The following is a 14322-nucleotide window of genomic DNA, read 5'->3' as shown; positions in this document are numbered from 1 at the left end:
AAAGCAAACGAGCCGTTCGGGATGTATGACCCGAACGGCTCGTTTGCTTGTTTAAGTAACAGCGGCATGCTATGCTGCGCTGCGTTTTCACCCCTCCCCCACCCTCATGGGGGGAGCTTTTTGGATGGTTTGGACCCCCACGGACCAGCGGAGAGGGCGTATCGATTCCGGAAAAACGATAGTGGGCGCCTTTGGAGCCGAAATTCTTCCGCTGTAATCATAATTCCCAGGAATTTCGGCGACAACAGCGATTGAAGGAACGATACGACCGCGCAGCGGCATAGAACGATGGGTTTTCAAGCCTTCACAACCCAGGCGACCTCACTGCTCACCCTTTAAATTCCCCCGGATTCACCCCCCAATACTTCCGAAACACCTTGGTGAAATAACTGACATCGCGGTACCCGACCAGCCGGGCGGCATCGTACACTTTAAGTCCTTCCTGCAGCAGCGACTTGGCCCGCTCCATTTTGCGTTCCAGCACATAGGTCGAGAAGACAACCCCCATTTCCTGCTTGAACAGCCGGCTGAGATAGGAAGAATTGACATAGAGCCGGTCTGCCACCGTATGCAGCGTAATTTCCTGATCCATCTCCTCCTCAAGCAGGTTCAGAATATCCTTCACCACCTGATGGCTTGTCGTTTTCCGCTGCTCGCTCATAAAGGAAACGATATGCTTCACCGTGCGCTCCAAGAGCGACCAGGTTTGCATTTTGGTGCTCAGCAGCTTGACGTTTTGGAAGAAATCGATATCCTCGTCAACGACTTTTTTTACCGTCCAGCCCTGCTTCTGGATCATTCGGGTAAAGAAGCTGTTCATGTATAGAACCGCCTCATGGAATTCATCCGAGGATTCGGATCTGGAGAAGGCTTCTTCCCATAACCCCTTCAGCGCCTCCAGAGCTTTCATCTCGTCCGCGGTTTCAAGCGCGATCTCCAGCGTCTTCTCCAGATTCTGCTGCACGATCACGCCCTGGATATCTCGCTTGTGCTGCTCCCGGTAAGGGATCGCGAGATCGTGTCCATACACGACGCGGTCCTGAAGTGCCCGGCAGGCCTGCGTATACAGCAGGCTCATATCTTCAATCGCCCCGATCGAAGCACAGATGCCGGCACTTGCCGTCAACTTCAGCACTTCCTTCGTCTGGGAGAGCAGCTTGGATACATCCGCATTCAGCCGCAGCATGGCCTCCTTGGCGTCTTGATTTTCCTTCACGAACAACACCATCAGTAGCATACTGCCGGAATCCGACGTGATCCAGAGAGAGGGATGGGACAACAGCTCCTTAGCCAGGCACTGCATCGTAAACTGCAGCAGCTCGACATCCCCCCGCTGAAACCGGGTCTCATGCTCCGGCAGCGGGTCCAGGTCCACCACGGCTACCGCGATGCGGTCGTCCTCCTTCAACGGAATATATAATTCCTTGCTCTTGCTAAGAACATCCTGCTTTGTATATTTGCCGCTCACCCATTGGATAAAAAATAGATTTTGCAGGTGCGGAAGATTGTCTTTCCATTTCTGTTCCAACGCAGCCTTGCGCTGCCACTGCTCCAGATCTTCCCGAAGCTGCTGCCTCGCTTCAAGCACCGCTTCGAGGATATCCTCCTCGCCGGCGGGCTTCAATAAATATTTGGACACCCCGTATTCCAGCGCAAGCTGCGCGAATTCGAAGTTATCATGTCCGCTCAGAATGATCATTTTCGTCAATCGGCTAATGTCCTGCCGGCTTCGCAGCTCGCCAAGGAGTGTCAATCCATCCATTTCAGGCATCTGCACATCGATCAGCATAATATCCGGTTTCTTCCGGCTTACAAGCTCAAGGGCTTCGACACCGTTGGACGCCATACCAACCACTTCAATTCCATACTTGTCCCACGGGATATTGTAAGCTAGTGCATTACGCAGCCGGGGTTCGTCTTCCACAATCATGAGATTCATGCGGTCTTCCCCTTTCGAACGATCTATATATGAGTACCTACTTCAAGCTAACTTCCTTGCAGCGATCCAGCGGAATGGAAATGGTGACGGTTGTGCCTTCCCCTGAGACACTGTGAACCGTGAGCTGGGCTTCCCTGCCATAATACAGCTTCATTCGGCTCAGCACGTTCCGAAGGCCGAACAGATCCTTCACATGCTCCTCATCCTGGGAAGATGCCGGCACGCTGCGGGAACCCATCATCTCCAGCTCATGCTGAATATAACAGAGCCGTTCTTCCCTAATCCCCGGCCCGTTATCTTGTACGCTGATGACCACGGTCTGCCCCTTTTCGATCCGGCTGGATATGACCAGGCTCCCTCCTGAGGATTTACCCTCCATGCCATGAATGATGGCATTCTCCACCAAAGGCTGGAGAAGGAGCTTGAGGAGCGGGACATGCTTGCTCTCTTCCGAAATGTGATAATCCACGGTGAAATTGTCCATGAAACGAAGCTGCTGAATTCGTAAATAGTAGTGCAGATGGGTGATGCTCTCCTCAATCGTAAACACCTGCCTGCCCTTGTTCAGGCTCAACCGGAAAAACTTCGACAGATTCATTACCATCTCGCTGATCTCATCCGCATCGTAGTTTTTGGCCGTCCAGTATATCGAATCGAGTGTATTGTATAGAAAATGCGGATTGATCTGGGATTGCAGAAACTTCAGCTCCGTCGTCGTTAATCGCAGCTGCTGCTCGTAATGATCCTCGATCAGATGCTTCTGTACGACGGCCATCTTGTTAAACGACTGAATGAGAAAACCGAACTCGTCCTTCCGCTTGGTATCGACATGAATATTCAGCTCCCCGCTGCTGAGCCGCTTCATCCCGCGCGACAATTTCAACACAGGTGAGGCAATTCCACTGTACACCACCCATGAAATAATGATGGCCAGCAGGATGCTTAACCCGATGATCGCAACCGTGAACAGGCGCAGCTGATCAGTCTCTTTGTACAGCTCGCTTTTCGGCTGTACCAACGCGAGGCGCCATGCGGAGTAATCCGAGTCAATGGTTACGGTCATATCCTTGTCAGAAATGTTATCCTCATGCACTCTGCCGGTCTCCACCACCACTTCTCCCTTTTCGTTCAACAGGGCGATACGGCTGTTCTCGGAGGGAAGCAGCGTCTTGATGATGTTTAACAGCTTGCTCTTGTTAATAGACACCACCAGCAGGTTCGACTGCCGTTCGCTGTTGTACAGGTCCATGGCCCGAATCAAGGAGACGCTGTCCGTATTCGTCATCTGTCCAAACGTGATTCCCTCCGCTACAGAGGCTTCCGACATGACGTAGGAAATCCCCGTTCCGTTCCTCCGGGCAGCTTCGACAAGCCATTCCTGCTGCGTCTCGCCCGTCAGCTTTTTGCCGCCGTAATGGGTAGAGATAATCCTATTGGACGCCTGATGATACACCGAAATTTGGGATACAAACCGGTTCACCGAAACGGAATTCAATAACTGTTCCAATATATCCGAGAAATCCACGATCGATTGAGGGGAGAAGTTGGTGCTGTTTTTGTTCAGCAGCTCATTCATTCCAGGGTCGCTTGCAATCAAGGTGGATATCTCCTCCACGTTTTGCAGCGCCAGATCAAAATGGTTCATTGCTGACGAAAGCGCCATCTCTGTCCGCTCAACCGCCTGTTCATATAGAATATCCCGGGACCGTTCCACCGCAAACAGGCTGATGATGACCAATGGCAGCAGGATCAGCAGAAAATAACCGGTCAAGCGGGTTTGAATATTTTGCGAAAACCGATCCCGGACCCAGCGAGTCAACGCCATCATTCGAGTCCCCCCTCTCTTGGCGGCCGACATCATTGTTTGGAGTACCATTCATTCACTTCCTTCGTGATTTCATCTCCTCCTTCTTCCTTCCACCTCTTCACATAGTCATCGAAGGCATCCAGCGGTTCCAGCCCCATAATGATCTTCGTAAACACATCCTCCAGATTTTTAAGCTTATTACTGTACTTCGTCATGGCAGGTGTGGGAACGCCATAGAATGCATTCGGAGTTATATGTGAGTGAATCATCTGCAAGTTGTTGTATAGGTTGAAATCGCCTAGTGAGTCAAGCCGCTCCTTAAACAGCAATTGGTCCGGCACATCAACAAGCGACTGATAAATTCCACGGTACAAATGCTTGTCGTGAAGCGCAAAATCCGTAACGATCGCCCCGTCCTCCCAACGCCAGATTTCGTTCTCGAAGCCGAGCTTCAGCGTCTTATAGTCGCTGGCGATAAAGTCCAGAAACTTAATCACTTCGGCTGCTTTCTCCGATTCGGCGGGAATGACATTGTAGCCGCGGATAATATCCTTGCCTTCCACCCCTTTGAGTCCGTCCGGTCCCGTGGGATACGGAAGCGGAATCCATTTTGCCTCCGGATCCTTGCTCATATTAGCCGCAATCGGTCCCCGCGTGTCGTACCATGCTGCGGAGAAGAGGCCCACCGTGCCATTTTCTATTTTTTCGAACAGATTATTTTGCAGGTTAAGAGGAAACTCCCGATCGAGCAGATTCTCCTGATACAGCTTGGCAAAAAAAGCGAGGCTCTCCTTCGTTTCAGGCAGAATGCTTCCGTTCACCAGCCGACCGTCCCGTTCAAACCAAGTATTCCGCTGCGTCCCGAAGGCTCCGAAGAACGGGGAAGACCTGCCCAACTTCGATGTCAGGGTAAGGCCGATCGTATCCTGCACGCCGTTGCCGTCCGGATCATCGAGCGTAAAGGCACGGATGACTTCGTAATATTCCTCCAGTGTTTCGGGCGGCTCGAGGCCAAGCCGATCAAGCCAATCCTTTCGTACATACATCAGCTCTGCCCCAGTCACCTCATTCAAGCTCGGAACCGCATAGATTTTACCGCCATATCGAACCCGATCCCAGACCTCCGGCGGAATTTTCTCCTTTAGGTGAGGACCATGCTTGTCGATTAGCTCATCCAGCGGCATAAATGCCTTTTGCTTGACATAATTGTCGAACCACACCGGTTCATACGTATGGAGCATATCCGGCAAGTTGCCCGAGGACATAATGACATCCAGCTTCTCGTTGTAAACTTCAGGTGGCGGAAGATTAACACCGATCTCAAGCCCCGTGCGCTCTTCAATGTAATTCAGATACGGATTGTCATTCTCGTCCATCCCGGCAGGAAACGTCATCCCGAGACTGGAAATGACGATGCTGATGGATGCGCTCTTCGGTTGACTCTCCGGCGAATTGTCCTCCTCCGAAGGGTCCGTACTGTTACATCCAGCAGCAAGGAGCATCAGAAATACACAGACGGGAAGCAATAGAACGTGACCTTTTAGCAGCCTTGACACCCTTCGATTCCCATGTTGAAATAACTCATCATTACAGGCCTTGTTCATCGGCATATGTCCTCACTCCCTCCAGCTAAGTAAGCTAATATTACTATATAACGATTTTATGGTGAGTAAGATCACCTTAATAATCATTCTGTAATGATTTGCGGCTTCCTTCACACCGGACAAAAAGAAAAGAGCCACCCCCGGTCATTCCCAAACCAGGGTGCGGCTCTATCTTTAGCAAAAACATTCATCCTGACGTCAAGGACCATGACGTCCTTTTAATTGCTCGTGTTATTGTTCGGCACAACACACACGCGAGAATAAGATCCCGTTCCAATCGATCGGCCCGCCTAGACTAGTGAGGACAATTGGACCAATCACACTATTTCGGCTCCTCTTGATCACTGCCATCTTCCAGAAGCGGAATTTCTTTACGCTGCTCTTCCGATTCCACCTGAATCACTTCGAACGTACGGCCACAGTGGGCACAAAACTTAGCGTTCATAGCAGAGCTGTTTCCGCAGGCTCTGCATACCTTCTCATCCGTAAGATTGGCGATATGAAGCAGATTTTGTTCGATTTCAAAATTCAATTGATGAATCTTGTCCACGTAGCTCTGAATACTCTCCTGATCAGGCGGCCACTTCCCAGCTTCGGTTGCAGCAAATACAACCTTGCCGATTTCCAGAAGCTGTTCATCGATGTCGCTTTTTTTACCGTTGTTCTGCAGCTTTAACCGATTGATCTCCACCAGCGTTTTAGCTTTGTTTCCGGCGTCGGACACACCGGCCTTAAATTTATCAAAAAAACTCAAGTATGCTCTCCCCTCTCTGTTCCGTTTGATGCTGTATTTATTTTATTCCTATAAGGAGATTCTCAGAATTTTATCATGATCGGTATAGTTCACGCCAGCGCCAAGCCCCCTTGCAAACACCTGAATCGGAACGTACGTCACGCCGTCGATCACTTTAGGAGCGACCGTAACGGTTTCCGATTTGCCGTTGTAAAAGACGGTTTTGCTGCCAATCGTGAGTGTTATTTTGTGATTGTCTCTTTGTACACCAATGCTGGCCGCTTCACGATTCCAGCTAACTTGAGCTCCCATTCCTTCGGCGATTTCCCGCAGCGGCACCAGATTGATGTTGTTATACACCAACGGCTCACTGTCAAACTTCACCACGCTGCCGTTAACGTAAACTTTAAGACCGGACTTGGCATAGGCCGGAGCTGCCGGCTTCGGCGCAGTGGATTTTGTCGTGCTATTCTTCGATGATTTGGCTTTAGGCGTGGATGAGGACGACTTGCTGCTTGAAGAGCTTCCCCCTCCATTATGATAATGATACTCGCCATAAGACAGACCCCAGCGTTCGCAATTGGTACGGCAGGTATGCCCTCCATTGGCATCCGTTCTTCCCGGATGAGCAGAAACGATCGAGCCTGATACAAGCAATAAAGCGATAGTGCAGCACAGCATTTTTTTCTTCATAACTCAAATTACCCCCTGGTATAATATTCCTCCAATACATTCTAGCATATTTCTTATATAGCAGATGAATATATAGAGATACATTACATAGAAGGAAGACTATTGTCATGCTGATGATCGCTTGCATGGTTTCATTTTCACCCCTTGCGTTTATTCGTTACATATAACGGAAGCTTTTGTGTCAAAATATTTCCAGAAAGGAATGAGACCCTAATGAGCAAAAAGAAACCTGAATATGACGGACAGTTCCCCGGCGTAGACCCTATTCCCGAGCCCGATCGTCCGGATCAAGCCGCAACCGACAAGCTCGATGATCTGGTTCTTGGCATTTTGGAAGATAAAGATACATCGAAAGTCGATATCGATCCCGATACGGAAAATTACGATAAACTTCGCAAAAAGTAAGACAAGTCTCGCTTCAATATAATGTAAAAAATATAATCAATCTGTAAAAGTGTTCAAAAATAATTTATCGTTCTCATTTTGAGAACGATTATTTTTATGTTATGATTAACACAGAAGCTTGGGACGAAGGGGGAGTAACCGTGAACCGTTTCTTAAAAACAGCAAAAATTCTTTGGATGCTGGTACTTGTTCTGGTTACGGCATTTGCCCTTTACATTCCCGTCCAGGAGTATTACAGCAGCGAAACCCACGATGAGCGGTATGTTTATAAGCACGACCTTCATCTGAAAGTAGCTGTTCTGAAACACTCTCAGATCCTCTCCAAACTTAAGGCAGCCGGCAATACCTTGCCACTGTTCTTATTGATGTCGGCCGTTCTCATGTTGCAGGCTCCCAAAACACGTCTGCCCTATCGGCCGATCATTCCGCTTCGGCTCCGGCTTTTATTATTATTCCCCATTAAATACACATCGAAGTTCGTTTAGATTCCTCCCCTTTTCGCATTCAAACTGACTGCGGTTTCTTAAATTCGCCAATTTTTCATCTCTCAGGCAACCATACAATCAACCTGTGCTAATTGACGTATGCACGTAGGTTTATTAAAGACTGTACAATTTCATCCTGAATGGATTGTTTTATTTGGCTGCGTATATTTTTGAGATCCGTGTGACCGGTCTGCAAAAAAAAAACTAAAAGTGTATTTTTAGGAGGAGTTTAACCTATGCATGTTCGTGAAACAGATTTGCCCGGAATCGGCAAGAAGTTCGTAATTGATACCCGCGGTGGCGATAAGCTGGTCATTATCATTCATGACGACGGCCGCCGTGAAATGTACCATTATGAACATGACGATCCGGACGAAAGCATTTCCATGATTTCCTTGGACGATGATGAGGCTCGCCAAATTGCTGCCATCGTTGGCGGTCTCACTTATAAACCTAAAGCGCTGGAAACAATCGACATGGCGCTGGACGAATTGATTATCGAATGGTATCGCATCGAGCCCCACTATTACGGGGCAGGTAAATCGATTGGTGATTTGGGCGTACGCCAAGCCTCAGGTGCAACCATCATTGCGACCGTTGATAAAAACAGTAAACAAATCAATCCCGGACCTGACGTTATCATTACACCGGACTCGACACTCGTTGTCGTTGGTGAACGTCAACAACAGCGGCAATTTAAACAAATCTTGATGAACGGACGTGGTTGATGAATGGATCATTTGGTTTTAGAAGTTGGACTGGCGATTTTCCTGATCGCCCTGGCGGGGTTGCTATCAGCTAAACTCCGGTTTTCCGTCGTCCCTTTCTACATTCTGATAGGGATGGCGGTAGGGCCTCATGCTTTTCATTTTGGATCATTCGATTTTCGTTTTATAGAAAGTGCTCCGTTCATCGACTTTATGGGTCGCATCGGCGTACTGTTCCTTCTGTTCTATCTTGGCCTCGAATTCTCGGTCGGCCGGTTAATTAAATCAGGGAAGTCCATCGTAGTTGGTGGAAGTATCTATATTGCCATTAACTTTACGCTTGGACTGATGATCGGGATCTTTTCCGGATTCCCCGTGGCGGAAACACTCATTGTTGCGGGAATTACCACCATCTCTTCAAGCGCTATCGTAGCCAAGGTGCTGGTTGACTTGAAAAGAACGGCGAATCCCGAAACTGAAATGATTCTCGGTATTATCATGTTCGAGGATGTATTCCTGGCTGTATATATCTCTATTCTCTCCGGCCTCGTATTGAGCGGATCATCATCGCTGGGCGGAGTACTGATATCTGCGGTAATCGCCCTTGGATTTATGCTGCTTGTCCTTATAATTGGCCGTAAAGCCGTACCGCTTCTGAATAAGGTATTAAATATACGGTCGAACGAATTGTTTGCCTTGGTTGTTTTTGGCGCATTGTTCCTGCTCGCAGGATTCGCCGAAACGATTCATGTTGCCGAGGCCATCGGCGCTCTACTCGTCGGGCTTGTCCTGGCTGAGACGGAGCATCGTGAACGCATTGAGCATTTAATTTTACCATTCCGTGATTTCTTTGGAGCCATATTCTTCTTTAGCTTCGGTTTAACGATTGTACCTTCCGAGCTTGGCGGAGCTGTGTGGTTATCGCTAATCGCCGTTATCATCACGCTCCTTGGTAACTTTATTGCAGGTATGCTTGCAGGACGCAGTGCAGGGTTGTCCTCCAAAGCATCCTCCAATATCGGTCTGACCATCGTATCCCGCGGGGAATTCTCCATTATTCTCGCTAATATGGGTAAAGCGGGCGGACTAGCAACCTTCATCCAGCCGTTCGCAGCCTTGTATGTGCTGATACTGGCTATTCTCGGACCGCTGCTCACCAAGGAGTCCAAGCATGTGTATAACTTCTTAAACAAAATCATTAAATTTAAAGACTATAAGGAGAAGAAACCGGTTAAACCGAAGCTAAAGGATGAAAGTGCAAGCGGATAAAGGAGGGTACATTGCCTATGGTTCAAGCCCCGGTTCGGGTAACGAACGGTCCGCAAGAGACCGTAAGCAAGTCAAGTACACGAAGAAGAATGAGCATGGCTGCCATCGGAGGCCTGATAGCGGCGTTCGGTTTGGATTTATTTCTTGTTCCCGGCGGCATCATCGCGGGCGGCGTAACGGGAATTTCCGCGCTCGCCTCGCATCTGACGGGACTTCATACAGGCATGTTTCTGTTTGCATTAAATCTGCCCCTGCTCCTGCTGGTCTACCGTGGGGCCAACCGGGAAAAAGCCGTCATTGCCACCGTCGGACTGCTTACTTTTTCCGTATGCTCGATCCTGTTCTTTCCGGTTCCCGCTCTCATCGACAGCAAGATCGGGAGCGCAGGCATCGGCGGCATTTTCCTTGGGCTGGGCATCGGTCTCGGCCTTCGTTACGGCGTCGTCCTGGACACACTCCAAATGCCCAAGATTCCGCAGCAGATATCACATCTGCTAACCCGCCTAAAGCTGCCGTACATCCATATCATGGTCAATACATGCGTACTGACATTGGCAGGGCTGCTTCTCGGCTGGGAACGAGCGATGTACTCTGCGATCGCATGTCTCATGGCACTGGAGACCGGACGTATTACAACTTCGAGCCTTCCGCTTAAACGAGAGGTCCGGATTCGCAGCGTGAGCGAATTGGAAATCCAGCATACCATGAAAGCCATCATGGGGTATGAATCCCAAACTGCTGACCCTAAAGATGACTCTATGTATGAAGGTGAAACCATCGGTTCGACGCAGCTGATCTATCGGGTTCACATTCTGGAGATGCCCAGATTCAAATCCATCGTGAGAAGCCTGGATCCGAATGCCGAGATTACCATCATTCAGAAGTAAGTTTCTCTCTTCCATGTAAACAGGCCGGCTAAGGGTTTGCCCTAGCCGGCCTGTTTTTTTAAGATATCAGAAAGTATAAACTCCGAAGCTTAGGCCTTCCTGATATCGCAAGAAAAACATCCCCTAACCGCGGTCTGTCTTCTGAGAAAGTACGTCGATAGACGTTTTTCTTATGAAATCCCTGCTATTTACGAAATTGTTGGATCAGAAACAGAATCAACGAGCCCACCACGCTGATGACGAGGCAGGTTACGATCGGAAAATAAATTTTGACATGGGGTTTGTCCACCACGATGTCACCCGGCAGCCGGCCGACAAATCGTCCAATGACAGGCCAGAGCAGCCCGATCACGATCAGAGCGCCGCCAATCCACAATAGAGCCCGAGTTACAGGATGCACGATACGGTCACCTCATTCATCAAATCAAACATGAAACACGCAGGTTTCCTTGTATCATAAAGGATTTGAGATGCCGCATGCAAGGCCAGGCCCTTCCTATCGAGTGATCATCCTTTCACCGCCCCCGCCGTCATCCCGTCGATAAAATACTTCTGGAAGGCCATGAACAAAATAAAGATCGGAATGATCGAGAAGAAGGAGCCGACAATCAATAAATCATAATTGTTCCCGTAAGGGGTCAAGAGCGTCTTTAATCCGATCGGAAGGGTATACTTGCTATCGTCACTGAGCACCATGAACGGCCACAGAAAGTTGTTCCAGCTGTTCATGCCGTTCAGGATCGCCATGGCAGCGAAGGATGGCTTCATCACAGGCAAGATCAGCCGCACATAGATTCCGTATTCCGTCGCGCCGTCCACCCGCCCTGCCGCAATCATTTCTTTTGGAACCCCTCTTAAATACTGCCTGAAGAAAAAGATCGTAGCCGCGCTTGCGATCCCCGGCAGCACAATCGCCGAGTACGAATTCATAAGGCCAAGGTTATACGTCAGGGAGTATAACGGAAGAAGAAGAATTTCAAAAGGAACCATCATAATCAGAAGCACGCAGATGAACAAGAAATTTTTGCCGATGAAATCATAGGCTGCAAACCCATAGGCAACCGTTGCGCTGACCAGCAGGGTTAATGTAACCTGCACCACCGTAAGGAGCAAGGAGTTAAAAAACCACATAAAATAAGAATGATCGCCCGTAAACAGGTAAGTGAAATTGTCCAGGCTCATCACCGACAGGTCAAATTTCAAATTCAGCCCATACCGGATCAAATCCTCGCCAGGTTTAAATGAAGCAATGGTGACGGCATAAAAAGGAACCAGGATCAGAAAGCACAGTATGGAGAACAAAATGAAGAGGATTATTTTGATCAGCGTTTCTCTTCTCATTCTCAATCCTCCTTCTTGAACATGCCGGAGAGCGTCAGCTGCGTCAGGTTAATGATCATGGTGATCGCCAGCAGCACAATCCCTACAGCGGCCGCATAACCTAGATTGTTCTTCTCAATGCCTTGACGGTACAGATAACCGACAATCGTGAGGCCGATGTTTTTGGGGGAGTTGTTGCCGTTCCAGAGCATCATGCTCTCAATAAACATGGCAAGCCCCGCATAAATGCTGATCGTTAACACATATATCGTGGTTGGCTTTAACAAAGGCATCGTGATTTTGGTAAACTTCTGAAAGGCCGAGGCCCCGTCGATGGATGCCGCCTCATAATATTCACCCGGGATGTTTTTGAGCCCCGATAAAAAATAGAGCATATTGACGCCCGTCCACCGCCATGTGGCAAGCGCCACCAGAGCAATAAACCCGGTAACCTGTCCCTTCAGAAACTTCACCGGGTCGATCCCGAACCACCCCAGTAAACTGTTAATGAGCGACCCTTCCATCTCGCCGAACATGAGCCTGAAAATGGTACCTGCGACAACAACCGACGTCAATGCCGGGAAGAAAAAGGATGACTTAAAAAATTCTCTTCCCCACATGAACTTATTGTTAATCAATACCGCGAACAGCATCGGAAACGGAATCAGGATAAGGAGCGTCAGGATCATGTATATCGCGCTGTTCGTGACCGCCTTCAGAAAGACGCCATCCCCCATCAGCTTTCCGTAATTAGCCAAACCGATCCAATCCGCTTCCTGCCCCAGCTGCGTCTTCTGAAAGCTCATGCCAAATGAGCTGCCCAGCGGCAGCACCCAGAATATAAGGAACACCAGAATAAACGGCAGGACAAACACATAAGGAGCAACCTTTTGCGAGTACAGAAATTTTTTAATCATGATTCTACTCCTTTAATGAGAGCCGCCCATTAACGATTCCATGAGCAGCTCTATGTTTTGGGACCCCGTGAGCGAGTGTCATTTCAATTCCTGTTCGATTTGTTTCTGGGCATCGTTCAAAGCTTCAGTAATGTCTTTGCCATCCTCGAAAATCTCATTGAAGGTTGTTGTACACAGGACGTTGTTGATGGTAGGCGATGCGGAGGTCGATTTGATTAACCGGATTTCATCCCGGATCTCATTCAAGACATCAAACGGGTTATTAACAAAATATTTGACGAACTGATTCTCGGCATTGTGCGTAACATCTTTCATATCCCAAACGTCCATATTGACCGGATCGAATCCAAGCGTGTTCCAAATCTCTTTATTAGCATCCAGGGACAGCTTGGCGAATGCCAGAAAGTCTTTCGCCAGTTGTACGTCTTTTGCCGTCTTGGTAACAACCGTGCCGGTGCCGCCGCCGCCAACCGATCTTGGCATTCCTTCTTCAATGACCGGTATCGGCGCGATGGCTATTTTCCCGGACAAGTCGGACATGTAGTTGGTGTATCTGGACATTTGCCACAGCGGCATGAAGGCCGTAGCGTAATTTCCTGCATTAAACTCTCCATATGCTTCTTCGGTATCCGGCTGGCCGCCGGCAATGGTTGCTATGACATTGTTATCCTGCAGGTCCTTGAGGAGCGTCATGGCTTTCACCATCGCTTCCGAGTTCACGATCGGATTGCCGGAATCGTCCGTCAGATCCGCGTCTTGCTGCGCCAATAGCATGGAAGCTTGCCAGGCTGCGCTTGTATCGGCTGTTCCCATGTACTTGCCTGTTTTTTCATACACCTGGATACCTGCCTGCTTAAAATCCTCCCAAGTTACGATATCCTGATAGTTAACCCCAGCCTCCTCCAAAATCTCGGTATTATAGAAGGCAACGGACGCGCCAACATGGGTCGGGATGCCGTAATTCGTATCTTCCTTGCTGTATAGGTCAATTCGGGATTTAACGATGGTGTCCCGGTATGGATCAATGACATCATTGAGCGGTTCCAGCTGCGGCGTGCCGGACAGAAAATCCGGAAACTTCCCAAGCTCGATATCCACAATGTCGGGTGCCCCAGTCCCCGATTGAACCGCAATGGATAATTTGTTATGCATGTCGTCATACGGCATGACCGTCACGTTCAGTTTAATCTGGCGTTCGGGATTCTCGGCATTCCACTTGCCCAGCATTTTCTCAAAATGCTGTCCGTGCAGCTCAACAAACGTCCAATAAGACAGCTCTGTGGCGCTTTCCCCTGCCCCTCCATCCAGAACCGAGGTTTCGCCGCCGGCATTGTTCGATTTACCGCATCCCCACAAGAACAATGTCATACATAATACCGTGAATACAATCACCCATTTTTTCATCATCTTACTGGACCTCCCTTAATTTTCGTTCATACAAACCTACACTTCAATAATCGGTACTTCTGCTACCATCCAGAAATAAAGCGCTTTCATAATGTGTGTAATTTGATATGACTGTTTGGGAGATGGGGCAGCCCCTGGTGAGAACTGCC

At 48.9% G+C, this 14322-nt stretch carries 14 protein-coding genes; 5 read left to right on the top strand and 9 right to left on the bottom strand.

The window, feature by feature from the left end; genetic code table 11:
• Positions 1 to 328: 328 nt before the first annotated feature.
• The 5 genes from CRG97_RS08620 to CRG97_RS08600 all read right to left on the bottom strand — a co-directional run bounded on the left by CRG97_RS08620 (position 329) and on the right by CRG97_RS08600 (position 6776).
• On the bottom strand, positions 329 to 1939 hold the full coding sequence (locus tag CRG97_RS08620) for a response regulator transcription factor (RefSeq protein WP_098742643.1): 1611 nt from the start codon (positions 1937 to 1939) through the stop codon (positions 329 to 331).
• Positions 1940 to 1976: 37 nt separating this feature from the next.
• Entirely contained in the window at positions 1977 to 3767 is a 1791-nt protein-coding gene (locus CRG97_RS08615) for a sensor histidine kinase (protein WP_098742642.1), read from the bottom strand.
• Between the two features lie 29 nt (positions 3768 to 3796).
• Entirely contained in the window at positions 3797 to 5356 is a 1560-nt protein-coding gene (locus CRG97_RS08610; RefSeq protein ID WP_098742641.1) for an extracellular solute-binding protein, read from the bottom strand.
• A 316-nt stretch (positions 5357 to 5672) separates the two neighbouring features.
• Positions 5673 to 6104 carry a zinc ribbon domain-containing protein gene (locus CRG97_RS08605; RefSeq protein WP_098742640.1) on the bottom strand — a complete coding sequence of 144 codons (432 nt, stop codon included), beginning with the start codon at positions 6102 to 6104 and terminating at the stop codon, positions 5673 to 5675.
• Between the two features lie 48 nt (positions 6105 to 6152).
• Positions 6153 to 6776 (bottom strand): stalk domain-containing protein, encoded by a 624-nt coding sequence (locus CRG97_RS08600; protein ID WP_098742639.1) that lies wholly within the window; start codon positions 6774 to 6776, stop codon positions 6153 to 6155.
• Between the two features lie 213 nt (positions 6777 to 6989).
• Between CRG97_RS08600 and CRG97_RS08595 the strand changes: the two genes are divergently transcribed.
• The 5 genes from CRG97_RS08595 to CRG97_RS08575 all read left to right on the top strand — a co-directional run bounded on the left by CRG97_RS08595 (position 6990) and on the right by CRG97_RS08575 (position 10529).
• Complete coding sequence (locus tag CRG97_RS08595; RefSeq protein WP_076320507.1) at positions 6990 to 7181, top strand: hypothetical protein; 192 nt, start codon at positions 6990 to 6992, stop codon at positions 7179 to 7181.
• A 140-nt stretch (positions 7182 to 7321) separates the two neighbouring features.
• On the top strand, positions 7322 to 7666 hold the full coding sequence (locus tag CRG97_RS08590; protein WP_098742638.1) for a hypothetical protein: 345 nt from the start codon (positions 7322 to 7324) through the stop codon (positions 7664 to 7666).
• A gap of 236 nt (positions 7667 to 7902) precedes the next feature.
• Complete coding sequence (locus CRG97_RS08585; RefSeq protein ID WP_098742637.1) at positions 7903 to 8394, top strand: cation:proton antiporter regulatory subunit; 492 nt, start codon at positions 7903 to 7905, stop codon at positions 8392 to 8394.
• A gap of 3 nt (positions 8395 to 8397) precedes the next feature.
• The gene (locus CRG97_RS08580; protein WP_098742636.1) at positions 8398 to 9642 is read left to right on the top strand and encodes a cation:proton antiporter; all 1245 of its coding nucleotides are present in this window, start codon (positions 8398 to 8400) and stop codon (positions 9640 to 9642) included.
• A gap of 17 nt (positions 9643 to 9659) precedes the next feature.
• The gene (locus tag CRG97_RS08575) at positions 9660 to 10529 is read left to right on the top strand and encodes a YitT family protein (RefSeq protein ID WP_098742635.1); all 870 of its coding nucleotides are present in this window, start codon (positions 9660 to 9662) and stop codon (positions 10527 to 10529) included.
• Between the two features lie 184 nt (positions 10530 to 10713).
• Here the strand turns inward: CRG97_RS08575 and CRG97_RS08570 are convergent, their stop codons facing one another.
• The 4 genes from CRG97_RS08570 to CRG97_RS08555 all read right to left on the bottom strand — a co-directional run bounded on the left by CRG97_RS08570 (position 10714) and on the right by CRG97_RS08555 (position 14173).
• Positions 10714 to 10929: a DUF2905 domain-containing protein gene (locus CRG97_RS08570; RefSeq protein ID WP_071223055.1), complete on the bottom strand. Its 216-nt coding sequence runs from the start codon at positions 10927 to 10929 to the stop codon at positions 10714 to 10716.
• A 107-nt stretch (positions 10930 to 11036) separates the two neighbouring features.
• On the bottom strand, positions 11037 to 11870 hold the full coding sequence (locus CRG97_RS08565; protein WP_098742634.1) for a carbohydrate ABC transporter permease: 834 nt from the start codon (positions 11868 to 11870) through the stop codon (positions 11037 to 11039).
• A 2-nt stretch (positions 11871 to 11872) separates the two neighbouring features.
• Entirely contained in the window at positions 11873 to 12766 is an 894-nt protein-coding gene (locus tag CRG97_RS08560; RefSeq protein WP_098742633.1) for a carbohydrate ABC transporter permease, read from the bottom strand.
• 78 nt (positions 12767 to 12844) lie between these two features.
• On the bottom strand, positions 12845 to 14173 hold the full coding sequence (locus tag CRG97_RS08555) for an ABC transporter substrate-binding protein (protein ID WP_202618889.1): 1329 nt from the start codon (positions 14171 to 14173) through the stop codon (positions 12845 to 12847).
• Positions 14174 to 14322 lie beyond the last annotated feature (149 nt).

The sequence above is a fragment of the Paenibacillus sp. EZ-K15 genome (genome assembly GCF_002573715.1).
Classification (GTDB): domain Bacteria; phylum Bacillota; class Bacilli; order Paenibacillales; family Paenibacillaceae; genus Paenibacillus_AQ.
The sequence above is the reverse complement of the archived record's forward strand: the minus strand, read 5'-3'. Positions and strand labels throughout refer to the sequence as shown.

Coding starts and splice junctions, on each gene's coding strand:
- CRG97_RS08620 (WP_098742643.1), bottom strand. CDS start 1,939: ATGAATCTCATGATTGTGGAAGACGAACCCCGGCTGCGTAATGCACTA.
- CRG97_RS08615 (WP_098742642.1), bottom strand. CDS start 3,767: ATGATGGCGTTGACTCGCTGGGTCCGGGATCGGTTTTCGCAAAATATT.
- CRG97_RS08610 (WP_098742641.1), bottom strand. CDS start 5,356: ATGCCGATGAACAAGGCCTGTAATGATGAGTTATTTCAACATGGGAAT.
- CRG97_RS08600 (WP_098742639.1), bottom strand. CDS start 6,776: ATGAAGAAAAAAATGCTGTGCTGCACTATCGCTTTATTGCTTGTATCA.
- CRG97_RS08595 (WP_076320507.1), top strand. CDS start 6,990: ATGAGCAAAAAGAAACCTGAATATGACGGACAGTTCCCCGGCGTAGAC.
- CRG97_RS08585 (WP_098742637.1), top strand. CDS start 7,903: ATGCATGTTCGTGAAACAGATTTGCCCGGAATCGGCAAGAAGTTCGTA.
- CRG97_RS08580 (WP_098742636.1), top strand. CDS start 8,398: ATGGATCATTTGGTTTTAGAAGTTGGACTGGCGATTTTCCTGATCGCC.
- CRG97_RS08575 (WP_098742635.1), top strand. CDS start 9,660: ATGGTTCAAGCCCCGGTTCGGGTAACGAACGGTCCGCAAGAGACCGTA.
- CRG97_RS08565 (WP_098742634.1), bottom strand. CDS start 11,870: ATGAGAAGAGAAACGCTGATCAAAATAATCCTCTTCATTTTGTTCTCC.
- CRG97_RS08560 (WP_098742633.1), bottom strand. CDS start 12,766: ATGATTAAAAAATTTCTGTACTCGCAAAAGGTTGCTCCTTATGTGTTT.
- CRG97_RS08555 (WP_202618889.1), bottom strand. CDS start 14,173: ATGATGAAAAAATGGGTGATTGTATTCACGGTATTATGTATGACATTG.